This window comes from Micromonospora sp. WMMD998, from assembly GCF_029581235.1.
Classification (GTDB): Bacteria; Actinomycetota; Actinomycetes; order Mycobacteriales; family Micromonosporaceae; genus Micromonospora.
In genome coordinates, this window is the sequence record NZ_CP120740.1 from 1,909,671 (window position 1) to 1,934,635 (window position 24,965).

At 71.7% G+C, this 24,965-nt stretch carries 23 protein-coding genes and 1 tRNA gene; 14 read left to right on the forward strand and 10 right to left on the reverse strand.

Annotated features, from left to right (window positions below):
• Positions 1–30 precede the first annotated feature (30 nt).
• Positions 31–103 (forward strand) — tRNA-Ala (locus tag O7619_RS09105).
• 105 nt (positions 104–208) lie between these two features.
• Here O7619_RS09105 and O7619_RS09110 read toward each other — a convergent pair.
• Entirely contained in the window at positions 209–1,483 is a 1,275-nt protein-coding gene (locus O7619_RS09110; protein ID WP_282286961.1) for a DUF4143 domain-containing protein, read from the reverse strand.
• A 250-nt stretch (positions 1,484–1,733) separates the two neighbouring features.
• Between O7619_RS09110 and O7619_RS09115 the strand changes: the two genes are divergently transcribed.
• Positions 1,734–2,528: an IclR family transcriptional regulator gene (locus O7619_RS09115; protein ID WP_282286962.1), complete on the forward strand. Its 795-nt coding sequence runs from the start codon at positions 1,734–1,736 to the stop codon at positions 2,526–2,528.
• Between the two features lie 151 nt (positions 2,529–2,679).
• Here O7619_RS09115 and O7619_RS09120 read toward each other — a convergent pair whose 3' ends face one another.
• The 6 genes from O7619_RS09120 to O7619_RS09145 are packed head-to-tail and all read right to left on the reverse strand — an operon-like array spanning position 2,680 to position 8,487.
• Positions 2,680–3,603, reverse strand: coding sequence for a bile acid:sodium symporter family protein (locus O7619_RS09120; RefSeq protein ID WP_282286963.1), 924 nt, complete (start codon positions 3,601–3,603; stop codon positions 2,680–2,682).
• A 7-nt stretch (positions 3,604–3,610) separates the two neighbouring features.
• Entirely contained in the window at positions 3,611–4,363 is a 753-nt protein-coding gene (locus O7619_RS09125; protein WP_282286964.1) for an SDR family oxidoreductase, read from the reverse strand.
• On the reverse strand, positions 4,360–5,760 hold the full coding sequence (locus tag O7619_RS09130) for an MmgE/PrpD family protein (RefSeq protein ID WP_282286965.1): 1,401 nt from the start codon (positions 5,758–5,760) through the stop codon (positions 4,360–4,362). The genes O7619_RS09125 and O7619_RS09130 overlap by 4 nt, the downstream gene beginning before the upstream one ends.
• Before the next feature lie 5 nt (positions 5,761–5,765).
• Entirely contained in the window at positions 5,766–6,242 is a 477-nt protein-coding gene (locus tag O7619_RS09135; protein WP_282286966.1) for a RidA family protein, read from the reverse strand.
• A gap of 14 nt (positions 6,243–6,256) precedes the next feature.
• Positions 6,257–7,678 carry an MmgE/PrpD family protein gene (locus O7619_RS09140; protein WP_282286967.1) on the reverse strand — a complete coding sequence of 474 codons (1,422 nt, stop codon included), beginning with the start codon at positions 7,676–7,678 and terminating at the stop codon, positions 6,257–6,259.
• Positions 7,675–8,487, reverse strand: coding sequence for a cyclase family protein (locus O7619_RS09145; RefSeq protein WP_282286968.1), 813 nt, complete (start codon positions 8,485–8,487; stop codon positions 7,675–7,677). Before O7619_RS09145 ends, O7619_RS09140 begins: the two co-directional genes overlap by 4 nt.
• Positions 8,488–8,905: 418 nt before the next feature.
• Here O7619_RS09145 and O7619_RS09150 point away from each other — a divergent pair, with 418 nt between their 5' ends.
• Genes O7619_RS09150 through O7619_RS09185 form a run of 8 tightly spaced genes read left to right on the forward strand, consistent with a single transcriptional unit; the run spans position 8,906 to position 17,299 of the window.
• Positions 8,906–9,817 carry an aminopeptidase gene (locus O7619_RS09150; RefSeq protein WP_282286969.1) on the forward strand — a complete coding sequence of 304 codons (912 nt, stop codon included), beginning with the start codon at positions 8,906–8,908 and terminating at the stop codon, positions 9,815–9,817.
• Between the two features lie 26 nt (positions 9,818–9,843).
• Positions 9,844–10,668, forward strand: coding sequence for an ABC transporter ATP-binding protein (locus tag O7619_RS09155; RefSeq protein ID WP_282286971.1), 825 nt, complete (start codon positions 9,844–9,846; stop codon positions 10,666–10,668).
• Positions 10,665–11,516, forward strand: coding sequence for an ABC transporter permease (locus tag O7619_RS09160; protein ID WP_282286973.1), 852 nt, complete (start codon positions 10,665–10,667; stop codon positions 11,514–11,516). Before O7619_RS09155 ends, O7619_RS09160 begins: the two co-directional genes overlap by 4 nt.
• On the forward strand, positions 11,513–12,268 hold the full coding sequence (locus O7619_RS09165) for an N-acyl homoserine lactonase family protein (protein ID WP_282286974.1): 756 nt from the start codon (positions 11,513–11,515) through the stop codon (positions 12,266–12,268). Before O7619_RS09160 ends, O7619_RS09165 begins: the two co-directional genes overlap by 4 nt.
• Complete coding sequence (locus O7619_RS09170; protein WP_282286975.1) at positions 12,265–14,274, forward strand: FAD-dependent oxidoreductase; 2,010 nt, start codon at positions 12,265–12,267, stop codon at positions 14,272–14,274. The genes O7619_RS09165 and O7619_RS09170 overlap by 4 nt, the downstream gene beginning before the upstream one ends.
• 60 nt (positions 14,275–14,334) lie before the next feature.
• Positions 14,335–15,420, forward strand: coding sequence for an ABC transporter substrate-binding protein (locus O7619_RS09175; RefSeq protein ID WP_282286976.1), 1,086 nt, complete (start codon positions 14,335–14,337; stop codon positions 15,418–15,420).
• Positions 15,421–15,461: 41 nt separating this feature from the next.
• Positions 15,462–16,469: a fumarylacetoacetate hydrolase family protein gene (locus tag O7619_RS09180; RefSeq protein WP_282286977.1), complete on the forward strand. Its 1,008-nt coding sequence runs from the start codon at positions 15,462–15,464 to the stop codon at positions 16,467–16,469.
• Entirely contained in the window at positions 16,466–17,299 is an 834-nt protein-coding gene (locus O7619_RS09185; RefSeq protein WP_282286978.1) for a fumarylacetoacetate hydrolase family protein, read from the forward strand. The genes O7619_RS09180 and O7619_RS09185 overlap by 4 nt, the downstream gene beginning before the upstream one ends.
• Positions 17,300–17,538: 239 nt before the next feature.
• Here the strand turns inward: O7619_RS09185 and O7619_RS09190 are convergent, their stop codons facing one another.
• Positions 17,539–18,018, reverse strand: a complete 480-nt coding sequence (locus tag O7619_RS09190) for an anthrone oxygenase family protein (protein ID WP_282286979.1) — start codon at positions 18,016–18,018, stop codon at positions 17,539–17,541.
• Positions 18,019–18,089: 71 nt separating this feature from the next.
• On the opposite strand from O7619_RS09190, the gene O7619_RS09195 reads away from it, so the two are divergent.
• Positions 18,090–19,040: an AraC family transcriptional regulator gene (locus tag O7619_RS09195; RefSeq protein ID WP_282286980.1), complete on the forward strand. Its 951-nt coding sequence runs from the start codon at positions 18,090–18,092 to the stop codon at positions 19,038–19,040.
• Between the two features lie 80 nt (positions 19,041–19,120).
• Here the strand turns inward: O7619_RS09195 and O7619_RS09200 are convergent, their stop codons facing one another.
• On the reverse strand, positions 19,121–21,286 hold the full coding sequence (locus O7619_RS09200) for a DUF4153 domain-containing protein (RefSeq protein ID WP_282286981.1): 2,166 nt from the start codon (positions 21,284–21,286) through the stop codon (positions 19,121–19,123).
• A 155-nt stretch (positions 21,287–21,441) separates the two neighbouring features.
• On the opposite strand from O7619_RS09200, the gene O7619_RS09205 reads away from it, so the two are divergent.
• The gene (locus O7619_RS09205; protein WP_282286982.1) at positions 21,442–22,353 is read left to right on the forward strand and encodes a lytic polysaccharide monooxygenase; all 912 of its coding nucleotides are present in this window, start codon (positions 21,442–21,444) and stop codon (positions 22,351–22,353) included.
• A 3-nt stretch (positions 22,354–22,356) separates the two neighbouring features.
• On the opposite strand, the gene mgrA is transcribed toward O7619_RS09205, so the two are convergent.
• Positions 22,357–23,379: an L-glyceraldehyde 3-phosphate reductase gene (mgrA, locus tag O7619_RS09210; RefSeq protein WP_282286983.1), complete on the reverse strand. Its 1,023-nt coding sequence runs from the start codon at positions 23,377–23,379 to the stop codon at positions 22,357–22,359.
• A gap of 32 nt (positions 23,380–23,411) precedes the next feature.
• On the opposite strand from mgrA, the gene O7619_RS09215 reads away from it, so the two are divergent.
• Complete coding sequence (locus tag O7619_RS09215) at positions 23,412–24,431, forward strand: aldo/keto reductase (protein ID WP_282286985.1); 1,020 nt, start codon at positions 23,412–23,414, stop codon at positions 24,429–24,431.
• 4 nt (positions 24,432–24,435) lie between these two features.
• The gene (locus O7619_RS09220; protein WP_282286987.1) at positions 24,436–24,933 is read left to right on the forward strand and encodes a hemerythrin domain-containing protein; all 498 of its coding nucleotides are present in this window, start codon (positions 24,436–24,438) and stop codon (positions 24,931–24,933) included.
• Positions 24,934–24,965 lie beyond the last annotated feature (32 nt).

Here is a 24,965-nt window from a genome sequence, read left to right on the forward strand (position 1 = left end):
CCCGTGCCCGGGCGACCGGGCCGATCGCAAGGGGCCGTGGCGCAGCTGGTAGCGCACCACACTGGCAGTGTGGGGGTCAGGGGTTCGAGTCCCCTCGGCTCCACCTCGCGTTTATGCAGGTGAACGGGCATCAGTCGTCGACTGGTGCCCGTTTCTCGTGGTCACGCCGTGGCCACCCCAGGCCGCCGCAGGGGTGCCTTGTGCCTCGTCAGGGTGCGAGCAGGCAGAGCGGGATCACCGCGATTCCGTCGGCGCGGCGGTACGCCTGAGACCCGGTGGTGATGACCGCCGCATCGAGTAGATCGTCGCCGAGTTGTCCACGCAGCCAGGTGAGGTGACGGACGTCGTCGTCGCTCACCGACGGAGACAGCTTGACTTCGAGCGCCACGATTCGTTGATCGGCGCGCTGGATGATGAGATCCACCTCGTGCCGACTGTCCCAGGTACGTAGGTGATGAACCGTGGCTTCAGCCGCCTGCGCGTAGACCCGCACGCTGAGCGTCACCAGCGACTCGAACAAGGCGCCCAGCAGGGGGCCGGGCTGGCGGACGGGCGAGTCCGGTGCGGAATCGTCGAGCAGGGCGGGCACGTCCACACCGAGGAGTCGGGCGGCGAGGGCCGGGTCGGCGAGGTGGTGTTTCGGTGCGGCGCCGAGTCTGCTGAAGGCGCTGTGGCTGGGCAGCCAGCCGGGCACGGGATCGAGTAGCCACAGTTGCGACAGCACGTCGCGGTACACGGTCGTTGTCGTCTTGGCGGGCTTGTTGGTCTCGCCCGGGGTGGCCGCGTCCAGGATGGCGTTGTAGGAACTTGTGGTTGCCGTCGCGGCGGCGTACGCGGCCAGCCATCCGCGCAGGGTGTCGGGGCGGCGTACCAGGTGGCCTTGCTCGGGAAAGTCTCGTTCGACGATACGGTTCAGGTAGCCGTCGAGCTGTGCCCTGCGAGCGCGCGGCGGCAGTTGACGGATGGCGGGGAATCCGGAGCGCACGATCTCCTCGGCGTAGTCGACCAAGCTCAGCGCGGTGCCTCCGCTCACGGCCAGTCGCCGTCCGGTGAGTAACTCCCGAAGGCTGACCGTCGGCTCGACCAGGGCCCGCTCGGCGAGGCTCATCGGTCGCATCCGGAGCTGGACGATGCGCCCGGCTCCGGAATGTGTCGGCGCGGACGTGGGGGTGGCGCTGCCGGTCAACAGGAACCGGGCCGGTGTGGGATTACGGTCGACGCTGCGCCGCACAAAGTCCCAGACCGCCGGTTCGCGCTGCCACTCGTCGATGAGGACCGGTGCCAGGGCTCGGTCGAGGCGCTGCGGATCGGCGGTGAGCAGTTCCCGCTGTGTCGCGTCGTCCATGGCGAAGACGGTGGCGGCGCGACGCTGTGCCGTCGCGGTTTTCCCGACGCCCTTCGGCCCCTCGAGACTGATGGCAGGCAAGCCGCCGAGCAGCTCATCCAGCTCTTGATCGACGGACCGTAGCTGATATGGCAGCATGCTGCAACGCTACCGCGGAACCATATCAAAGGCTACCGTTCACACATCTCCCATGCTCCCGTACAGGCAGACTCCGAGACTCCCGAAGGTGGAGCCAGCCATGTGTTCTCCCGGCGCGGTTTCGAAGGGATGGCGGCGCTCGGCATCGTGCCGGAGAGAGGTACGATGTTCCGGTGGGTGATAGAGTTGCGCGCTGCGCGGCTACCGGTATATGTCCGGACATATCCCCTGCCTACCTCTGGAGTGAGAGTTGACGATCGACCAGCGGACCGAGGCCGGAGCCGACGGGCGTACGGTCAACGGCCTGGAACGGGCGCTCGACGTCCTGCTGCTGTTCTCCCGCTCCGGCGTGACGAACCTCGGCGTCTCGGAGATCGGCCGCGAACTCGGCGTCTCCAAGGCTGTGGTGCACCGGATCCTGACCACGCTCTGCGGCCGGCGGCTCGTCACCGTCGACGAGGGGAGCCGGCGGTACGTGCTCGGTCCGGCCGCGCTGGCTCTCGGCCGCGCCTTCCTCGATCGCGTCGACGTGCGCCAGCTCGCCCGCGAGCCGCTGCGCCGGCTCAGTGAGCAGACGAAGGAAACCTCGACCCTCTCCATCCGGGTGCGTGACCTGCGTGTCTACCTCGACCAGGTGACGCCGGCGCGGGACGTGAAGATGGAGGTCCAGATCGGTGCGGCGTTTCCGCTGCACGCGGGGAGTTCCTCGAAGGTGTTCCTCGCCTATCTTCCGTCGGCGGAGCGCGAGGCGTATCTCGCCTCCGGTCCGCTGCCCGCGCTGACCGACCACACGCTCATCGACGCCAGCCACCTCCGGGACGAGCTGCGCCTGATCCGCGAGCGGGGTTACGCGGTGTCGTTCGGCGAGCGGCAGGCCGGTGCCGGCTCCCTCGCCGCGCCGGTGCTCGACCACGAGGGCAAGCCGGTGGCGGTCATCAGCGTGTGCGGCCCGGTCGAGCGGATCCGCGGCCGGATCGACGAACTCGCCAAGCCGCTGCTCGTCGAGACCGCGGAACTCTCCGCGCGGCTGGGCTTCGAGGGCTAGCCCCGGTCGTCGCTGGAACGATGATCCGCCCAGGGAAACGGTGAGGGCCTGGGGTTGAGCGTGACCAGCGGCGGCGGGTGAGGCTGCGGGAGCGACGGTCCGGACCACGGCGGACGTCGCGGTAGCCCGCCGGTCCGTGCCCGGTGTCCGGCTAAGCCGGCGACGGCTCGGCCCGCGGCGCGGCGTCGTCGCCCGGCGTGGTCGGCCGGCGTTCGGCCCAGCGGCGGGCGAGGACGGTGCCGGTGACGAGCTGGAGCTGGTGGAAGATGATCAACGGCAGGATGAGCAGGCCGGCGGCCGGGCCGGAGAAGAGGACCGTCGCCATCGGCAGGCCGGCCGCCGCGCTCTTGGTCGACCCGCAGAACGCGATGGCGATCTTGTCGGGGCGGTCGAAGGGCAGGGTGGCGAGCGTCAGCAGGACGGCGGCGAGCAGCGCGGCCTCGACGACGAGGAGCACCAGCAGGTCGGAGACGCTGACGCGGCTCCAGACGCCGCTGACGACGCTGGCGCTGAACGCGGTGTAGACGACGAGCAGGATCGAACCGCGGTCGACGACGGTGAGCGGTTTCCGGTGTCGCTTCATCCAGCCGCCGAGCCAGGGCTGGACCAGTTGACCGGCGACGAACGGCAGCAGCAGGCGGAGCGCGATGCCGGCGACGCTGGAGATGGACGCGCTGAAGATGGCGGCGGGCACGTTGCCGCCGGCGATCGAGGTGAGCGCGATCGCGCTTTGCACGGTCGACGGCACCGCGCACAGGAACAGCAGCCCCTGGTGGAGCTGGGGGTCGAGGACGCTCGGGGAGAGCAGTCCGAGCAGCAGCCCGTACGCGGGAAAGAGCGCGAAGGTGGTCAGGAGCACGGCGAGGTGCAGCCGCCAGTGTGCGGCGCCGGTCCACGCCTCGCGCCGCGAGATGCGGGCGCCGTAGAGGAAGAACAGCAACGCGACGGCGGCCGTGGTCGCCCAGCCGGCGATGGTCGCGGCGTCGCCGCGGGCCGGGAGCACGGTCGCGACCGCGACCGTCGCGACCATCGCGGTGACGTACGGGTCGACGGGTAGGCGTCGGGGCCGGCTCATCCGGTCGTCAACCGATCAGCGGCGCGAGGCCGAGGCCGCCGTCGGCGGCGACCACCTGGCCGGTGGTCGCGCCCGACCTCGGCGAACAGAGCATCGCCACGACGGTCGCGACCTCGTCCGGCGAGGTCATCCGGCCCAGGGGGATGGTCGCCGCCTCGTCCGCGAGCGCGGCCTCGGTCGACCGCCCGGTGGACCTCGCCACCTCCGCGAGATGCGTGCGCCGTCGCGGCGAGTCGACGCTGCCGGGTCGCACCGCGTTGACCCGGACGCCGTGCGCGGCGAACGTCACGGCGAGCAGGGAGGTGAGATGCTCGACGGCCGCGTTCACCGCCCCCGACTGGGGATTGCCGCCGGACGGTCGGACCGCCGCGACACCGGACATGTTGACGACGCTGCCGCGCTGCTCCCGCAGCGCCGGTAGCGCGGCCATCGCCATGGACCAGTAGCCGTAGCCCTTGGTCTCCACCATTTCCAGCCAGCCACCCAGGGTGGGTCCGGTGGCCGGCAGCGAGGCGTTGTTGACGAGGACGTCCAGCCGCCCGTACCGCGCGACCACCTGCTCGACGAGGGGCCGGTGCGCCGCCTCGTCACGCAGGTCGGCGCGCAGTGTGTCGTCGTCCTCGGCGGCGGCGGCCGGGTTCGGCCGGCCGACCACCACGACGTGGGCGCCCTCGGCGCGCAGGGTCCCGGCGATGGCGCGGCCGATACCCCGGGTGCCGCCGGTGACGAGCGCCACCCGGCCGGAGAGTTCGAGGTTCATGCCGCCACCCGGGACTCCACCACCCGGGACTCACGACGGATGATGCCGGTCAGGGTGTCGACCACGGCGGCGTCGTCCGCTATCGCGGCGGCGAGTTCCTCCCGGCACCGTTGCGGCTCGCGTACGCCACCGGCGGCGGCGTCACGGTCGAACTTCGACCTGGCCGCCTCGGCGACCCGGTCGTCGACAGTGGTGCCGAACGGATGGTCCGCGCTGCGCTCGACGACCCGGCCGTCCGGCGACGTCACCCGCACCACGGCGGGCCACACCTCCCGGTCGTTCTCGAGCCGGGCGCTCAACCCCTCGTCGCCCCGGATGGTGACCCCGTCGAACCTCGCCCGGGTCGCCTCGTCGCGCAGGCCGGCGGCGATGTCGTCCGGCCAGAGGAAGTCGCGCGTGGCGAGCACCCGGGCGCAGCAGTACCTGAGGTTCAGCGCGGCCTGGGCCGGCGTGTCCGGGAACGCGGACGAGGACCGGGCCAGGTCGAGGTGCTCCTGCGGAACGCGCACCTCGACAAGCGCCTGTTGGTCGCCGGCCGCGACGACCCGCACGAGATCCAGCGCGGTGGCGAAGTTGTGCGGCGCGCAGTGGAACTTCTGCGCCGCGTCGCGGATGTGCCACCCGGGACGCGGATCCGTCGGCGGCGTGGCTGTCGCGTGATGGGCGCGCAGGAAACCGTCCGGGGCCTCGAAGACGTCGGGGGCCGACCTCACCCCGGCGCGGGCCAGCGCGACCGCCTCGAAGCCGGCACGTACGGAGCTGCCGGCCTGCATGCGGATGGCCGAGTCGGCGCCGCGCGCCTGCCTGGTGAGCCCACCGACCAGGTCACAGGCGATGCCGAAGGCCGCGGCGCTCGTGGCGGTGGGTAGCCGGTCGAGGACGGTGAGCACGCCGACCGCGCCGAACGCGCCGCACAGGGCCGCGCTGCGGAAGCCGGCCCGCTGGCTGCTCAGCCGGGGGACGCCGTCGTTGAGGGCCCGCCCGACGACCTCCATCGCCTCGTAGCCCGCCGCGGTGGCGGTCGCCAACTCGTGCCAGCGGACCGCCCGCCCGGCCGCCGCCGCGAGCAGCGCGGGCAGGACGGCCGCCCCGGGGTGGGCCAGCGACCGCAGCGACGTGTCGGCCCAGTTGTTGGCGCCGGCCGCGACCCCCAGCCCGAACGCGGCCCGGGCCGGTTCGGCCCCGGCGAGCGTCAGCAGCGCGTCGAGGCGGGAGAGCGGCGGGCCGTCCGCGACACCCAGGTACGAGTAGGCGATGCGGGCGGAGGACGTCGCGTTTCCGCGCAGTGTCACGCCGACCCCGTCGACGAGGCGTCCGGTCGCCACGTCGAGGGGAACCTCGTCGGACGCCGCCCTGATCGCGTCGCACCGCTCGGCGAGAAGGTCCCGCAGGGACACGGCGCTCACCGTCCCGTGCCGCTGTCGGCCACCTCGACGACCATCTCGGTCTCACAGCAGATGTCCAACCCCAGCCCGGCGACCGCGATGGCGGAACGCGAGTGCCGGCCGCGCTCGCCGTACAGATCCATCAGCAGTTCCGAGCATCCGTTGGCGACCTCGGAGGCGCGGTTGAATCCGGGTACGGCGTTGACGAAGGCGACCACCTTGAGGATGCGGGTCACCTGGTCGAGGTCGCCGATCGTGCCCTTGAGCGTGGCGAGCAGGGCCAGCGCGTTGTACCGGGTCGCCCGACCGGCCTCCTCGACGGTGATCGCCTCGGGCACCGGCCCCTTGAACGGGTAGCCGCCATCCTTGTAGGGGCCGTGGCCGGCGAGGAAGACGAGGTTGCCGGATCGGGTCGCCCGCACCCGCCGGGTCTTGACCACGGGCAACTCGGGCAACGTGAACCCCATCGCGCTGATTTTCGCTTCGATCTCCACGGTTCTCCCTCTGGTTACGTGCGCGACGCGGCCGGTTGTCCGAGCATGCTTGTCACGCGCGGCGCGGCGGGAAGGTCACGGATCCGGCGGGCGACGTCGGCCGCCTCGGGTGACGGCAGCACGCGCGTCGCGTTGAGCATGAACTTGGTTTCGATGTCCTCGGCGGACAGCGGATGGTCGGGACCGCCCCGGGACGAGTGCACCCGGTGTTCGTGGGTGCGACCGTCGTCGGTCGTCAGGCGTAGCACCGCACTGAACGCGCGCGGGAACTCGTCGTCGCAGATCGGGTCGGCCACCACGGTGACCTTGGCGGCCAACGCGAGCCGGGCCGGGTCGGTGAGCGCGGCGTCGGTGAAGTCGTCCAGGTAGACGCCGAGGCCGCCGCCGCCGAGCATGGCCGTGGCGATGGCGAACGGTCCGGAGAACTTGGCGTGGTAGCCGGACCGCGGCCGGATCTTGTCCGGGCGTGGCTCGCCGATCGTCCGCAACGGCGCCGCGGCGACACCGAGTTCGGCCGAGACCACATCGGCGGCCGAGATCCCCCGGGCGCGCAGGGCGAGCGCGCAGTCGATGCCCGGGTGGGTGAAATGGTTCGACGGGTACGGCTTGTACACCGTCCGCAGCACCTCCCACCGCTCGCCCAACTCCTTCGTGATCTCCTCGGGAAACTGGTCGTCGCCGAGGAACGCCCGGAGGAAGCCGAAACGGCCCTCGATGACGGTGGGCGGTCCGGTGATGCCGGCGGCGGCGTACGTCGCGGCCTCGACGCCGGCGTGCGCGGCCCAGCCGCAGTGGATCCGCTTCACCGTGCCGCCGGTCCGGTTCGCCTCGATCAGACCCGCGCCCATGCTCGCCGCGATGCCGATGGCGTCGCTGATCTGCTTGTCGGAGAGGCCCAGCAACATCGCCGACGCCACGGCCGCGCCGACGGTGCCGCAGATGGAGGTGGCGTGCAGGCCGCGCTCGAAGAAGCTGGAGTTGCGCAGCCGCGGCACGTACGAGGCCAGGCCGAGCCGGTTGCAGACCTCGTCACCGACAGCGACGGCCGCCAGGAGGCTCGGACCCGAGGACTTCGCCGCCTCGGCGACCGCGAGCGCCGCGGGTACGACCGCCGCGCTCGGGTGGAGCACCGAGGGCAGATGCGTGTCGTCGAAGTCGAGCGCGTGGGCCAGGGTTCCGTTGACCAGGGCCGCGGCCGACGCCGGCAGCCGGTCGGCGCCGAACAGCGTGCCGGCCTCGGCGAGTCCGCCGCGGCGGCTCGCCACCTCGTGGATCACCTGGGCGGGCTCGGTCGCGCCGTCCGCCTCCCGTGCGGCCAGCGCGTTGCCGACCACGTCCAACAGTCGACCGACCGCGTCGGTCCGCACCGCCTCCGGTACGTCGTCACGATGGCTCGCCGCGAACTCGGCGAGCGTCTGGGCGATGGTCGGGCTCACGCGGGAATCACCGCCAGCGGCCGAACCGGCCCGCCGGTCGCGCCGACGACGTTGAGCGGGTTCAGGACCAGGCCGAACTCGGTCACCCCCAGGTCGATCAGCGGGGCCAGGTTCATGGTCTCCACGATGTTGACGCCCCGCTCGACGAGGAGCATGGAGTGCACCGGCAGGAGGGCGTGGCCGTCTCCGGCCGGAATGTGTTCGAAGGCGATCGTCTCGGCGCCGACGGCCCGGGGGCGGTGCTCGGCGAGCCAGTGCGCGGCGGCCGGTCCGGGGCCGGGAGCGCCCCACTCCTGACCGGTGAACAACGCCTTGTCGCCCCAGTTCCGCGACCAGCCGGTGCCGACGAGGACCACCTCGCCGGGCTCGATCTCGACCGCGGCGTCCCGCTGCGCGCGTTCGAGGTCGTCGACGGTGACCTCGTACCCGGGTGGGAGGCTGGCGACGCCGTGTACGGCGGTGACGTCGAGCAGGACGGCACGTCCCACGTACGGCTCGAACTCGTCGATCCCCAGGTGCGCGAATCCCTTGTTGCTCTGCAACGCCTGTGCCGACTGGCCGCCGTGCACCCGTCCGTCCTTGGAGACGTGGGCGAGAGCGTCGACGTGGGTGCCGACGTGGCCGCCGATGACGATGAGTTCGTTGGCCGCCGAGGCGCCGTCGCCGCGGACGTGGTCACCGTGGCGGCGCTCGAGCGCCAGCCGGAACGGCGGATGGTTCGGCGACTGCGGCATGCCGACCCGGTACGGGTGCGAGAGGTCCACGACCTTCGACTCCCGGAGCATCCGCCACGCGCGTTGTGGGCTCATACGATTCCGTTCACTCGTGGGAAGACCGCCGCCTCGATCGTGGAACAGTCCCGGTGGCTGAGGGCTTCGGCATTCACGGAAGTGACTGTTCCTTCCAGGGAAACGGAGTTCCACCGGCGACCGTACCGCATGTCGGCTGGTGGCGGAAGCGTCATCTCAATCGGTCGGCGCTGGTGGGTGGAGGAGGAAGCTCCGCTGCTCACGGCCAAGATTCGACCGTTGACGCCCTCCGGGTCGGGGTCTACTCTTCGGCCAAGTGGAACAGCGTTCTTCGCAAAGGAACGATGTGCCACGAGCTGTCTGAGCTGATGAAGACGTGCCGCTGTGACGCGGCAACACCGGTCGAAGTCAGGAGTGCTTGATGGATCTGGGGCGATTGAGGCTCAGTACGGTTGCGGACCAGATCGTCCGGTCGTGTGTGGCCGTGGCACCCGGCGAACAGGTCGCCGTGGTCGCGGACCTGGCCTCGGACTTCGCCGTCGTCGAAGCCCTGACGGGAGCGGTCCTCGCGGCCCGCGGCGAGCCGACCGTCGTGGTGATGCCGCCGCGGCAACAGGCGGGGGACAAGGCGACCGCCGTGGTACGCGCCGCTCTCGCCGGCGCCGACGTCATTCTCGCCCCGACCACCACGGCGTTGGGCTTCAACGAGGAGTTCAACGAAGCGCTGCAACGCGGCGCACGCGGTCTCGTCCTCACCGGCATCCGTGGCGAGAACCTGGTCGCCGGGGCCGCGCTGGCGGACTACGACGAGGTCAACGCCGTCACCGGCCGGCTGGCCGACCTGGCCGAGGCGGGCACGACGATGCGGGTCACGAGCGAACACGGCTCCGAGCTGACCGCGTCGATCCGGGGCGTACGGGTCGGCCGCGGGGCCTCCTTCGCGCGTGAGCCCGGCCAGGTCTCGGGGTTCCCCAGCGGCGAGTGCTGGCTGACCCCGGCGGAGGGCTCGGCGAACGGCGTCCTCGTCGCGGACGGCAGCGCGCACATGCTGGGCCGGCTGGACCAGCCGCTGGCGGTGCGGTTCGAGAACGGGTGGGCGACGGAGGTCACGGGCGGCACACAGGCCGTCGATCTCGTGAAGATCATCGACGCTGCCGAGAACGGTCGGCATCTGGGTGAGCTGAGCATCGGCACGAACGCGATGGCGCGCTTCACCGGAAACATCACCGAAGACAAGAAGGGGATCGGCCGGGTGCACTTCGCGCTCGGCCACAGCGTTGTGGGCTCCGGCGGACCACCCAGTCCCATCCACATCGACCTTCTCATCCTGCAGCCCAACGTCTGGATCGACGACACACCTGTCGTCGAGCACGGCCGGGTCTGCGTGTAGCGAACATCGACTCCGGGAGTTCCCACATGGCGACGACGACCCCCGCCGTCCAGACTTCGCAGCCCATCCAGATCCGGAACGTCTCCAAGGTCTACGAGGCGGCCGACTCAACCTCAGTGCACGCGCTGGATCGCATCTCGCTCGACGTACGTCCGGGTGAGTTCGTGGCGATCGTGGGTCCGAGCGGATGCGGCAAGAGCACCTTGCTGCGGATCGTGGCCGGCCTGGACGACGCGACCGACGGCGCGGTCCTCATCGACGGCGTGAACGTCGACAGGCCGACGGCGAACGCCGGCTTCGTCTTCCAGGCCGCCGTGCTGCTGCCGTGGCGGTCGGTGCTCGCCAACGTGACGCTGCCGTTGGTGGTGAAGAGGAAGGCCGGCCGCGAGGCGACCGAGCGGGCCCGGGGCCTGCTGGAAGCCTTCGGGCTCGGCGGCTTCGAGAACAAGTACCCCGGCGAGCTCTCCGGCGGCATGCAGCAACGGGTCGCCATCGCCCGCGCGTTGGTCTCCGACCCGGTCCTGCTGCTGATGGACGAGCCCTTCGGCGCCCTCGACGCACTCACCCGCGAGCAACTCAACGTGGACCTGTCCCAGCTCACCCACGAGAGCCGGAAGACGACGCTGTTCGTCACCCACAGCATCTCGGAGGCCGTCCTGCTGGCCGACCGGGTGGTGGTCTTCGGCGCCCGCCCCGGGCGGATCCTCGCCGACATCGAGGTGCCCTTCGACAAGCCACGCACGATGGCGATCACCGAGACGTCCGAGTTCGCCGCGCTCACGGCCCAGGTGCGGCACGTGCTCGTGGATGGATCCGACCTGACCGCATCGACGACTGGAGCGACGTCGTGACCGACATCTCGCTGAACACGAGGAACCCGTCCCTCACCGATTCGTCGGTGTCGGCGCGCTCCAGTAAGGCGCGACACCGCCGGGAGCTGTTGATCGGGTTCGTGCGCACCATCGTGGTGCTCGGCGCCGGCGTGCTGATCTGGCACCTGGTGGTGACCGCGTTCGACGTGAAGCCGATCATCATCCCGAGCCCGGCGGCGGTCTGGGACGCGTGGTGGACCGGGTGGACGACACCGGGCCTGGCCGGCTTCGCCGAGAACGCCCAGGCGACACTCATCGCCATCGTGCTGGGTTTCACCATCGGCACCGTCGTCGGCCTGCTGCTCGGGTTCCTCATCTCGCAGGCGCCGGTCATCGACAAGATCCTCTACCCCTACATCGCGATGTTCAACGCGGTGCCCAAGGTGGCCATCGCACCGCTCTTCGTGCTGTGGTTCGGGTTCGGGCTCGAGTCGAAGGTGTTCCTGACCGTCACCGTGACCTTCTTCCCGATCATGATCAACTCGATGGCCGGGTTCCGGTCGGTCGAGAAGGACAAGCGGGACCTCTTCCGTTCGATCCAGGCGGGCCGGCTACAGACCTTCCGGATGCTCACCCTCCCGGCCGCCATGCCGTTCCTGTTCGCCGCGTTGGAAGTCGGCATCGTCTACTCCATCATCTCGGCGATCGTCGGCGAGTTCGTCGGCGCGCAGCGGGGACTCGGCGTCCAACTGCTCAACGCCAACAACAACCTCGCCACCGCCGCCGTCTTCGCGATCCTGCTCAACCTCGCGATCCTCGGCCTGGTCGCGCTCTACGGGCTGCGGGCGATCCGCAAGCGCGTGCTGTTCTGGGAAGGTGGGCGGTGACCGCCAACGTCATCACCCCCATCCTGGTCGGCGTCGCGCCGGACGTGGACAAGTCCGCGTTCCTGTGGGGTATGCAGGCCGGTCAGCGGGTCGACAGTCCCAGCATCATCTGGGCGGTGACCGGAAGCTGGGGCACGATCGTGATGGACACCGGCTCCGGCACGCCCGAGTGGGTGAGCGCCCACCACCGCCCGTTCCGTCGCACCCCGGAGCAGGAGCCGCTCCGCGCGCTCACCGACGCGGGTGTCGACCCGGCGTCGGTGCGCACGGTGCTGCTGTCCCACCTGCACTACGACCACTGTGCCAACAACAGCCTGTTCAGCGCGGCCGAGTTCGTGGTCCACCGCGCGGAGGTCGCCTACGCGACCGCACCGTACCCGGTGCACGGCGCGGTCTACGAAGCGCCGACCGCCGGCCTCACGCCACAGTGGATGGGCGTGGCCGGACGGCTGCGCCCCGTCGACGGCGACGTCGACCTGGCACCCGGCGTAGGGGCGATCCACCTGCCCGGACACACGCCCGGCATGATGGGCCTCGTCGTGGAGACCCGGACCGGCCGGTACGTCCTCGCGGGCGACCACTGCTCGCTGCGGGAAAACTGGGAAGGCGTCGGAGCGCACCGGCACATCCCGTCGCGGACCTACGTCGACCTGGGCCACTACTACCGGTCGTACGAGAAGATCGAGGGTCTCGACGCGACCGTGCTTCCGGGCCACGACATCCGGGTCTTCGATCAGAAGTCGTACGGATGACTCCGTACCCGCACCTGCTCGCGCCCGGGCGGATCGGTGGCCTGGACCTCTCCAGCCGGGTGGTCATGTCGCCGATGGCGACAAACCTCGCGAACGCCGACGGCACCGTCAGCGAGGACATGATCGCCTACTACGCGCGGCGCGCGCGGTCGCGGCCCGGACTCATCACCGTGGAGATGACAGTCATCGACGCCCCGCGCGGCAACGCCGGCACGGTGTCACTGCGGATCGACGGCGACGACGTCATCCCGGCCCTGCACAAGCTCGTCGACGCGGTCGAGTTCTTCGACACCCCGGTGGCGTTGCAGATCGGCCACGCCGGTGGCAACACGACCCTGCGCAAGACCAGAGGCGTCCCACCGGTCGCACCCAGCGCGACGAGGTTCCTCGGCGGAAACACGCTCGCGGTCGAGGCGGATCACGCCACGTTGGAGCGGCTGTGCGTCGAGTTCGGCGAGGCGGCGGCCCGCGCCAAACGGGCCGGCTTCTCGGCGGTCAACCTGCACGGCGGCCACACCTATCTGCTCGCCCAGATGCTGTCCCCGCTGCGGAACCGGCGTACCGACGCCTGGGGTGGCGACCTGGACGGCCGGATGCGGTTCGTAACCCGGGTGATCGAGCAGATCCAGTCCCGGGCCGGGGCCGACTTCCCCATCATCTACCGCTTCAGCGCCGACGAGTTCCTCGACGGTGGCCGCGACCTGGCGGAGTCCAAGGAGGTGGCCCGGCGGCTGGAAGCGCTCGGCGTGGCGATGCTCGACGTCACCGCCGGAGCCTCCGCGCCGGTCGTGGACACCTCGGCCGGCGCCGAGGGGCGCTGGAAGGCCCTGCGGGCGGCCATCGAGCCGATGTCCTTCGCCGAGGGCTGGAAGGCCGGACTCGCGGGCGAGATCCGGTCGGTCGTGTCCATCCCGGTCTCGGCGGTCGGTGTCATCCGGACCCCCGCGACCGCCGAAAACCTATTGGCGAACGGCGTGGCGGACTACGTGACGCTCGGACGTGCCCTCATCGCCGACCCGGACTGGCTGACGCGGGTCCGCCGGGACACCGCCGGTCGCATCCGGCCGTGCATCTCCTGCAACGAGTGCAGCCGGGTACGCCAGGAACTCGACCGGCCGATCCGCTGCGCGGTCAACCCGGAGGTGGGCCGGGAACGGGTCCACCTCGCACGCCCGGAACCGGGCGGGAAGATGATCGTGGTGGGCGGGGGCGCCGCCGGGCTGGAGGCGGCCCGCCGGGCGGCGCTCGACGGCTGGCACGCCGAGGTGTGGGAGGCCGGTGACCAACTGGGCGGACAGCTCATCTGGGGTGCGATCCCCCCGTTCAAACACCGGCTGGAGAGCCTGCGCCGCTGGCTCGTCGACGAGGCCGGGCGAGCCGGCGCCCTGCTCCGGACCGGGACGACGGCCACCGTCGAGTCGGTCGCGGATGCGGCGCCGGACGCCGTGGTGGTCGCCGTCGGCGTCGACCCGCACACGCCGGACGGTGCGCACTCGATGACCGCGTACGACCTGCTGCGGACCGGAGAGCGGCTGCCACCGGGCCCGGTCGTCGTCATCGGCGGCGGGCCGACCGGGTGCGAGGCGGCGATGCTCCTGGCGGAACGGGGCCACCCGGTGCGACTGGTGACCCGGTCGATGCGCGCCGGCCTGGCCCAGGGTCTGGAGAACCTGTCCCGATCCGACGTCCGGGCCACGCTCGACGATCTCGGCGTCACCGTCGAGGAGTCATGCGTCTGCACGCCGGCACCGGACGGTGTGCTGATTTCCCGGCCCGGCCCGCCGGCCGAGCTGTGGACCGGAAGCGTGGTGTGGGCCGCCGGCGTGCGGTCCAGACCATTCGACGTACAACGGTTGCGCGATCGCCTGCCGCGCCAGGCGGTCGTCGTCAACGCGGGGGACTCACGGAATCCACGCAACATTCTGCACGCGGTCTCCGACGGCGCGCGTGCCGCTGCCCTGGCTACGGCCGGATTCGGCCGCGACGACGCCGACCGATCGGCGTGAGCTGGCCCGCTACCCCAAGCCAGTGCCAGAAGCAGACTTCGTACACGAAAGGAAACGGCAATGGCACGTAGAGCGAGATGGGTCGTTGTCCCAGTCATCCTCGCACTCACCGCGAGTGCGTGTTCGGAATCGGACGGCGGATCGAGCGCCGATGCCGGAGAAAAGCCGGTCATCCAGCAGTATCACTGCTCGCCGACGCTGTCGAGCAACTCGTCGGCGATCTTCCTCGGCCCGCAACTCGGCCTGACCGACAAGTTCACCATCAACGTGACGAGCGTGTCCGGAACCGGGGCCTGCGTGCAGGCGCTGTCGACCGGGCAGGCCAACGTCTCGTCGCCGGCTCCGGCGGCCCTGGCCACGCCCGTGTCCGAGAACGGCGACATCGGCGTCAAATACTTCTACGAGCTGGCCCGGTCGGACACCTTCAACATCATGGTGAAGCCGGATTCGCCCATCCAGGGCTACAAGGACCTCAAGGGCAAGCGGGTCGGCATCAACGGGGCCGGCGGCGTCGAGCAGTCCTTCGCGATCGGCGCGCTCAAGTCGGTCGGCCTCGCCGCGTCCGACGTCACGTTCATCGCGGTGGGCAACGGGGCGGCGGCGGCCAAGTCGCTCCAGGACGGAAAGGTCGACGCGATGTCGCAGGTCGACATCCGGTGGGGGACCTACAAGGCGCAGGGCTTCGAGTTCCGGGACCTGACCGCCTCGGAGCCCAAGTCCCAGACCTTCGGCGCCTCGTACGCCGCCAACACGAAGTGGCTCGAGTCGAACAAGGAACTCGCCGTCGAGTTCGCCCGCATGATCGCCCGGGCCACCATCATGACGATGGTCAACCCGGAGGCCGTGATCAGGAAGTTCTACCAGGTGTACCCGCAGTTCATCACGCCCGGCCTGTCGATCGACAAGCAGATCGAGGCGGACCTGCCGGTGCTGGCGGCCCGGTCCGCGAAGTACGGATTCGACCTGGAGAAGCAGACTCCGGACCTCGGACAGTTCACCGCGGAGCAGTGGGCGGCCGTGCTCGAGTTCAACGACCTCACGGTCAAGGACCCGACCGTCATGTACACCAACGAGATCGCCGCCGCCATGGGCGACATCGACGTGAAGAAGTGGGTCGAGTACGCCAAGAACTACAAGGACGGATGACAACACCGATGAAACTGACGACTGCTGAGATCGTTGGCGGCGTGCGTCGGGTGGTGGCCGTCCGGGCCGACGAGTCCCTCGTCGACCTGGCGGCCATGTCGGCCGGGCTCAACCTGGGCCCGGTCGGCTTCCCCCGCGACATGCTCGACCTGATATCGGCCGGACAGACCATGACGTACTTCCTGGACCTGTGCCAGGAGGCGATCGACGCCGGCCGGTCCGACGACTACACCCTCGCGGCCGGCTCGGCCCGCTACCTGGCCCCGATTCCGCGCCCGACCAAGATCGTGTGTGTCAACTCGAACCGCGCGAACTCCAACGTGGAGCTGCTCGAACCGAAGTGGGGCGGCGTCTGGCCCCGGCCCCAGTTCTTCCTCAAGGCGCCGAGCGCCGTCATCGGTCACGAGGAGCACATCCTCGTCGAGCCGCAGATGGGGCCGGTCCAGCCCGAGGGCGAGATGTGCCTGATCATCGGCCGGCAGGCGCGGCGCCTGACGAAGGAGAACGCGTTGGACCACGTGGCCGGCGTCTCACTCCTGGGCGACTACTCGGCGTCGACGTTCGGCCTCCAGGACGGCGTGATCCTGCACATCTCCAGCAAGGACGGCGTCGAGGACTTCATCAACCGACCGATGGCGCGGGCGAAGGGCGTGGACACCTTCTCGCCCATCGGCCCGTGGCTGATCCCGCTCACCGCCCTGCCCGACCTGGGGAGCATCCGGCTGACCACCGACATGGTCGACGCCGACGGCAAGCGGCTGACCATCCAGGACGGCACCATCGGCGAACAGCGGTTCACCCCCGCCGAGGCCCTGGTGACCATCACCGAGTGGATGACGCTGGAGCCGGGCGACGTCGTCGCACTCGGCGCGGTCAGCAACGTACCCGGCCGGCACCTGCGCGACAACAACATGGCGGAGTACCACAACGGCGCGATCGAGCTGCACGGCTCCGGCATCGGCACGTTGCGCAACCCGATCACCGTCTGCGCGGACGGTGAGTCCACCGCACTTCCGCCGGCGGTCATGCAGAGGAGGCTGCACTCGTGAAGCTGGGTACGGTCGACACCCCACACGGCGCGATCGCCGTGGTCGAGCGCGACGGCGCGTTCCGGCGGCTCGAATCGAGCGTGCGGGAACTGCTCCGATCCGGACCGGAGGCGCTGGCCGAGGCCGCGAGCCGCGCGACGGAACCGGTGACCTTCACCGACGCCGACCTCCTCCCGGTGATCCCCGACCCTGGCAAGATCCTGTGCGTCGGGCGGAACTACCTCGAACACGTCGAGGAACTCGGCAACACGGTGACCAAGTCACCCGAGATCTTCGTCCGCACCCCGACGACCCTCGCCCGGCCGTACGGCCCGGTCATCCACCCGAAGCTGTCGGACCGGTTCGACTGGGAGGTGGAGCTGGCGGTCGTCATCGGCAGGGCGGGTCGCCACATCACGCCCGAGGACGCCTACCACCACGTGGCCGGCTATACGATCTTCAACGACTTCACCGCTCGGGACTACCAGCGCCGGACAACACAGTGGACGCCCGGCAAGAACTTCGACCAGACCGGACCGCTCGGGCCCTACCTGGTGACCTCCGACGAGATTCCGGACCCGTCCGGCCTCGACATCAGCCTGACCATCGACGGCGAACAGATGCAACGCTCCAACACGCGCATGCTGATCCACTCTGTGCCGGCGCTCATCGCCTTCCTCAGCTCCTTCGCGACGCTGCTGCCGGGCGACGTCATCGCCACCGGGACGCCCGGCGGCGTGGGCGACGGGCGCGACCCGAAGGTGTTCCTGCGCAGCGGCCAGGTCGTCGTCAGCACCATCGAGGGCCTCGGCGAACTGCGCAACGTGGTCGAGGACGAAGTAGCCGGCTGAGCCGGCGAACCGAATGTCCGGCGAGCGCCGGCCGGATGAGTCCGGCCGACGCTCGCCGGCACCTGTCACCCCGGCACGTCGGGCAGATTCAGGGGTATGCCGTGGTGATCGTCGTTCCGCGGCATCGTGGTGGTGTTCGGCCTGACGGTGGGCGGCGTGCTCCTCCTGCGCCGAGCTCGACCACATCGGGCCCGCACCACGAGGGCGGCGGGACCGAGGTCGCCGCAGCGTGGCTGACCTCAGCGGCCCGCGACCACGAGCGCCCAGCAGAGCGCCCCGAAGCCGGCGGTGCTCGCCAGCGCGCGGACCACGTTCCAGGTGACCCAGGTGGCCTCGAACCGCTGCCGAGCGGCGTCGAGGTCGTCCGCGCCGGCCGTCGCGAGCGCGTCGTTCAGCGGGACGTTCACCGCGGCGGTGATGCCGACCATCACCACGTGGAGCGCGAGCCCGCCGAGGATCCACGGCAGGGCCGGACGGCCCGCGCCGCGAGCGGCCAGCACCGCCGACAGCACGGCGAGCGCCGGCGTGCCCAGGAAGATCAACAGAAACCAGCCGTTGACGATGGACACGTTGATCCGCTGCATCGCGTCCACGAACGTCCGGTCGTCCGCGCCCCGCAACGCCGGCATCACGGCGTAGGCGAACGCGGCGAAGAGCCCGGCCGTCAGCCCGGCTCCGAGAGTGGCCCCGAGCAACGACAGGTGCTGTGTGAGTCGCATGTGCTCATCTCACCGCCGGACGGTGAGACGCCCCATGGTCAGGACGCGCGATTGCATGTGTAATCGTCTCCGTGGACGTCGTCGCCGGCCTGCTCGACGGTCCCCGGGCCCGGGGCGCCTTCCTGCTCCGTTCCATCCTGACCCCGCCCTGGTCGATGCTGATCCGGGACGAGGCGCCGCTCACCCTGGTCGCGGTGGTGCGTGGGGACGCCTGGCTCGTGCCCGAGCAGGGCGTCGCCGCCCGGCTCGGCACCGGGGACGTGGCGATCGTGCGCGGCCCGGGTCCGTACACCGTCGCGGACGATCCGGCCACGCCGCCGCAGGTGGTCGTCCACCCCGGCCAGCGCTGCACCACACCGGACGGGCGCGAGCTGTACGAGATGACGCGCCTGGGCGTACGCACCTGGGGCAACGGCCCGGACGGCCGGACGGTGCTGCTCACCGGCACGTACCCGGTCCGGGGCGCGGTCGGCCGGCGGCTGCTGGACGCGCTGCCGGCGCTCGCCGTGGTCCCGCGCGCGTCCTGGGACTCCCCGCTGGTCCCGCTGCTGGCCACCGAGATCGTCAAGGACGACCTCGGGCAGGAGGCCGTATTGGACCGCCTGCTGGACCTGCTGCTCATCGCCGCGCTGCGGGAGTGGTTCGCCCGGCCCGGGGCGGCGGCGCCCGCCTGGTACCGGGCGCACGCCGACCCGGTGGTCGGCCGCGCGCTGCGGATGCTGCACCACGATCCCGCCCGCCCGTGGACGGTGGCGTCCCTGGCCGCGGCGACCGGGATCTCCCGGGCGGCGCTCGCCCGGCGCTTCACCGGACTGGTCGGCGAGCCACCCATGTCGTACCTCACCGGGTGGCGGCTGGCGCTCGCGGCCGATCTGCTCCGGGAGCCCGACGCGACCGTCGGCGCGGTCGCCCGCCGGGTCGGCTACGGCAGCTCGTTCGCGCTGAGCGCGGCCTTCAAACGCCGGTACGGCGTGAGCCCCCGGCACCACGTCGACGGCGGCAAGCCGCTGGTGGGCCAGTGAGCACCACGGACGATCGAGGCAGCCGGTAGCGGGTACGCCGGCCCGGCCGGACCGCGACGCGCGCGGTCCGGCCGGTCGCGTCAGCGGGGGCGCCGGGTCTTCGGCAGGTCGAACTGGTCCGCCCGGCGGCAGTCCTTCGGGCCGCCGACCGCGGCCGGGCCGACCCGGTCGAGGGCCTGGCGGGCCCGGTGCCGGCCCAGGTTCCAGGCGTACCAGGGATCGGGCTCGTCGAGCTCGTCGGCGATCCAGCTCAGCGTGCACCGCCGCACCGGGTCGGGGAGCCGGGTGAGGGCGGGCGTGGCGTCGGCGGACAACGCCCGCAGGTACCAGGCGTCGATCTTGCCGGTCTGCTCGTACCGCAGGGTGTTGCGCCGGGCCGCGTAGTCCTCCGGGTTGAGCACCGCGAGGCCGAGCAGCATCGCCACGGCCAGCGCCACGGTGGCGCCGGGGACCCACCGGCCCTGCCACCGCACGCCGGCCGCCAGGATCATCAGGAAGACCGCGCCCAGCAGCAGCTCGAACGCCATCACGAAGATGCGCTCGCCGGTGAAGCTGTAGACCTTCTGATAGGCCCACATGCGGGACAGCGCCGACGCCACGATCACCACGCTCAGCGCGCTGAGCAGACCGAGCAGTACGCGCAGCAGGGTGCGCTCGACCTGCCGCTCCCGGCCGGCCCAGCGGGTCACGCCGCCGAGCACCGCCACGGTCAGCAGCGTGACGAAGAGAAGCTGCCAGAAGCCGCTGCGGGCGTATTCGGCGTAGCTGAGCCCGGCGACCTTCTGCACGTGCCGCTGGCCGCCGAAGAGCACGGTGAACTGCACCACCACGAAGCCGGCGAAGAGCAGGGTCAGCGCCCCGATGGCAGGTGCCCACTCCAGCAGGCCGAGGTGGCGCTTGGCCGGTCGGTCCACCGTGGACAGATCCGGTGGGGCGGCAAGCGTGTAGACCGCGGCGACCGCGATCAGCCCGCCCACCGCGGCCAGGAACAGCCCGCGGAAGACCGACCCGACCTCGACCTCCGGTACGAGCGCGCCGAGTGCCTCGGAGAACGCCGCGTCGGCCGAGGCGAGCAGGCTGCCGAAGACCACGAGCACCACGAGCGTGGCGACCACCGAGACGGTGACCTTGCGGGCGGTGGCCACCTGCGGCGAGGCGGTGACGTGCCGACGCACCCAGGGCAGGCCACGCAGCGCCGCGAAGGGCGTGGCGAGCAGGCCGAACAGGATCGAACGGACCAGCCGGCCGCCGACGATGGCCAGGGTGGCGCAGCCCAGCGCGCCGAACACGCAGAACGTCACGAGCCACCAGGCGTTGCGGAACGCCGGCACGGCGAGCAGGGCCAGGGCGGCGACCGCCCAGCCGGCGCGGACCAGCCGGTCGACGCGGGGCAGCTCGGCGACCCGGGTCCGGACCGCCAGCAGCACCGCGACCGTGAGCGTGAGCCAGCCGAGGAACCAGCCGATGCCGACCCGGTTCAGCGGCACGAAGATCGCGCTGCCGAGCGCGCCGGCCAGCACCGCGAGCGGAACCGCCCGGCCGGTGGCCGGCTTCGGGCCGGGCCACCGGGCGCCGAGGAAGGAGGTGCGGGGCGTCGGCGGCCGGGCCGCCCAGCCCGGCGCCGGCGGGTAGTGCACCCAGGGCCGAGGGTCCTGGTGTCCCGGTCCGGGCGCCGGCGGCGCCGCCGCGCCGTGGACGGGCGGGGAGACGTGCCCGGGGGCCACCGGCGTACCGCCCGGCGCGGCGGTCGTCGGGGCGGCCCCAGGGGTGACCGGCCCGGCGCCCGCCACGGCGGAGACCGTCGGCCCGGTCGGGCTCGCGCCGGTCGGGTCCTCCGCTGCCGGGGCGGCGTCCGCCGGCCTGGCCGGGCTCGCGCCGGTCGGGGTTGCGCTGGTGGGGGCTGCGCTGGTCGGGCTCGCGCTGGTCGGGCTCGCGCTGGTCGGGCTCGTGCCGGTCGGGTTCTCCACGGCCGGGGCGGTCGCCTGGGTGGGCACCCCGGGCGTCGGCGCGTCGCCCGGGACCAGCGGCAGGAACAGCGCGTAGCCCTGGGTGCCGGGCGGCACGGTGACCGGGATCGCCCAGCCCGGGCGGCCCTCCGCGCCGGGCCACGGCACCGGCGGCGGCGCGCCCTCCGTCGGGGGCAGCACCAGCAGGTACGGCTGGACGGCGGGGGGCGCGTCGCCCGGCGGAGGCCCGCCCGCGGGGGCGGCGCGGGGCGGCTCGGAAGGCTGTTCCGGCTCGGGCAAGGCGCACTCCTCGATGACAGGGTGCCGTCACTCTAGGGCCCAGCCGGGCCGGCGCGCCGCCCCGCGCCCCGTTCGGCCCCTCACCGGTCGTGACACCGAGGTGGATCGAACCATTGCGGTCCCGCGTCCGTACCAGTGCCCGGGAGGTCGATCACATGGGCACACGTCGCGCGCTCGTCGCGTTCGCCGCCGTCGCCGCGACGCTGCCGCTCACCGCCGTGCCGGCAAGCGCCCACGGCGCGCCGACCAGCCCGATGAGCCGCGGGGCGGCCTGCGGACCGGAGGGTGGCCGGGCGGAGACGCCCGCCTGCCGGGCCGCGATCGCCGCCGGGGCGGCGGTGCGCGAGTGGGACAACATCCGGGTGGCGCGCGTCGACGGGCGGGACCGGGAACGCATCCCGGACGGAGAGTTGTGCAGCGGCGGCCTCTCCGCCTACCGGGGGCTGGACCTGCCCCGGGCCGACTGGCCGGCCACCACGGTGACCGCCGGTGCCCGGCACACCTTCCGCTACCGCACCACCATCCCGCACAAGGGCACGTTCCGGTTCTACGTCACCACCGACTCGTACGCCCCGGAACGGCGGCTGACCTGGGCGGACGTGGAGGCCAAGCCGTTTCTGGCGGTCACCGACCCGCCGATCCGCGACGGCGCGTACGAGATGCCGGGGCGGCTGCCGGCCGGGCGCACCGGGCGGCACGTCATCTACGTCATCTGGCAGAACTCGAACACCCAGGACACCTACTACTCCTGCTCCGACGTCGTCTTCCGGGCGGCCTCGGGCGGCTCCGGGGCACGGGCCACCCGGAAGGCGACACCGGCGACGAGCGCGGCGGCTCCGCGTACCCTCGCCGAGGCGGCGACCGGCGACGAGCCGGGGGTGCCGGTCGCGGCGGTGACCGAGACCGGCCCGCTGTCCCGGCCGCTCGTCATCGGCGCGGCGGCGGTGGTGGTCGCCGCGATGCTCGCCGCCGTGGTCGGCCTGCGCCGGCGACGGGCCGGCGGGCCGCCGCCCGGGCGGCCGTGCGGGGTCCGCAACCACCGCGCCGGGCGGCGCCGGATCTGGTGACGCTCAGCCGAGCAGGCGTTCGATCTCGGCCAGGTCCTCCCCGGCGAGGTCCAGGTTGTCGAGCGCGGCGACGTTGCCCTCCAGTTGGGCGACGCTGCTCGCGCCGATGATCAGGCTGGTCATCCGCGGGTCGCGCAGCGCCCACACCAGGGCGAGCTGGGCCAGGGTCTGCCCCCGTCGCCGGGCCACCTCGGCGAGCGCGCGAACGGTCGCCATCTTCGCCTCGTCGAGGTCGCTCTCGTTGAGGAAGACGCTCGTCCGCACGCGCGAGTCGGCCGGGATGCCGTCCAGGTAGCGGTCGGTGAGCAGGCCCTGGGCCAGCGGGCTGAACGCGATGCACCCGGCGCCGACCTGCTCCAGCGTGTCCAGCAGCCCGTCGGACTCGGTCCAGCGGTTGAGCATCGAGTACGACGGCTGGTTGATCAGCAGCGGGGTGCCCAGGTCGCGGAGGATCTCGGCGGCCCGGGCGGTCTGCTCCGAGTCGTAGTTGGAGATGCCGACGTAGAGCGCCCGGCCGGAGCGGACGATCGCGTCGAGTGCGCCCATCGTCTCCTCAAGCGGGGTCTCCGGGTCGAAGCGGTGCGAGTAGAAGATGTCGACGTGGTCCAGCCCCAGCCGGCGCAGCGACTGGTCCAGCGACGAGATCAGGTATTTCCGGGAACCCCACTCGCCGTACGGGCCGGGCCACATCAGGTAGCCGGCCTTGCTGGACACCACAAGCTCGTCCCGGTACGGCTTCAGGTCGGTGGCGAGCAGCCGGCCGAACGCCTCCTCCGCCGCGCCCGGCGGCGGACCGTAGTTGTTGGCCAGGTCGAAGTGGGTGATGCCGAGGTCGAAGGCGCGGCGGACGATGTCGCGCTGCCGCTCGAACGGCCGGTCCGGCCCGAAGTTGTGCCACAGCCCGAGCGAGATGACGGGCAGCTTGAGCCCACTGCGGCCACTGCGCCGGTAGTGCATCGAGTCGTAACGGTCGTCGCTGGCGAGGTAGGTCACCAGGTCATTCTGCCGCCACCGGCGAACAGGCATACGACCGCACCGGCGCGGGTAGCGTCGAGGTCATGCGTTTCGTGCGGCTCGACACCCCCAAGCCCATCTCGAAGATCGGCCTCGGCACGTGGCAGTTCGGCTCGCGCGAGTGGGGCTACGGACCCGACTACGAACGTCGGGCCGCCGAGATCGTACGGCGGGCGCTCGACCTCGGGGTCACCCTCTTCGACACCGCCGAGATGTACGGCTTCGGCCGCAGCGAACGCATCCTCGGCGCGGCGCTTCGACCACGCCAGCTCGGCGCGTCCGACGCCGCGCCGCGACCTGGCGCAGTCGGCGACGACCGGGCCAAGGTCGTGGTGGCCAGCAAGATCTTTCCGCTGCTGCCGGTCGCGCCGGTGGTGCAGCAGCGGGCGGTCGCCTCCGCGGCCCGGCTCGGCGTCGACCACATCGACCTCTACCAGGTGCACCAGGCCAACCCGGTGGTCGCCGACACCACCACCATGCGCGGCATGCGCTCGTTGCAGGACGTCGGGCTGGTCGGCGAGGTCGGCGTCAGCAACTACGACCTGCGCCGGTGGCGGTTCGCCGAGGCCGCGCTGGGCCGCCGGGTGCTGAGCAACCAGGTCCGCTACAGCATGATCGACCGCGGCCCGGAGGAGGACCTGATCCCGTACGCGGAGCAGGCCGGGCGGATCGTCATCGCATACTCGCCGCTGGCGCAGGGTTTCCTCTCCGGCCGCTACGACGCCTCGAACCCGCCGACCGGGGCGGTGCGGCGCGCCAACCCCTACTTCCTGCCGGAGAACCTGGCGCGCGGCGCCCAGCTCATTGCCACGCTGCGCGAGGTGGCCGACGCGCACGACGCCACGCCCAGCCAGATCGCGTTGGCGTACGTGCTCCGGCACCCCAACGTGGTGGCCATCCCCGGCGCGTCCGGGGTGGAACAGGTGGAGCGCAACGCCGCCGCCGCCGAGATCGACCTGACCGACGACGAGTACGCCGCGCTGGTCGCCGCCGCACACGCGTTCCGGCCGGTCACCGGCCTGGCCGCGGTGCCCCGGATGATCCGCGCCCGACTGGGGAAGTGATCGCATGGACGACATCACCGCACTGATCCTGGACGACCACGCCGCCTTCCGGCGCGGCTTCGCCCGGCTCGACGACGCCCGCGACCCGGCCGAGATGCTGGCGATCTGGGAGGCGCTCGCCCTGCACCTGGACATCCACGCCGAGGCGGAGGAGGCGATCCTCTACCCGCATCTGGTCAAACACGGCGACGACGGCGAGGACGAGACCGCCGACGCCATCGGCGACCACAACAAGATCCGCGACGCGATCGCCGAGGCCAAGCTGCACGAGGTCGGCTCGGACGCCTGGTGGGCGGCCGTGGGCGAGGCGCGCAAGGAGAACAGCGAGCATCTCGCCGAGGAGGAGGACGAGGCGCTGCCCGACTTCCGCCGGCACGCGAGCGCGGAACTGCGGGCCGAGTTGGGGGCGCGCTGGCTCACCTTCTACGGCGAGCACAAGAACGGCCGGGACCTGCCGTTCCGCGACAAGGACCCGGAGGGCTACGTGCGCGATCACCGCTGAGGTCCACCGGGCGGCGCGGGATTTCTGAGCTA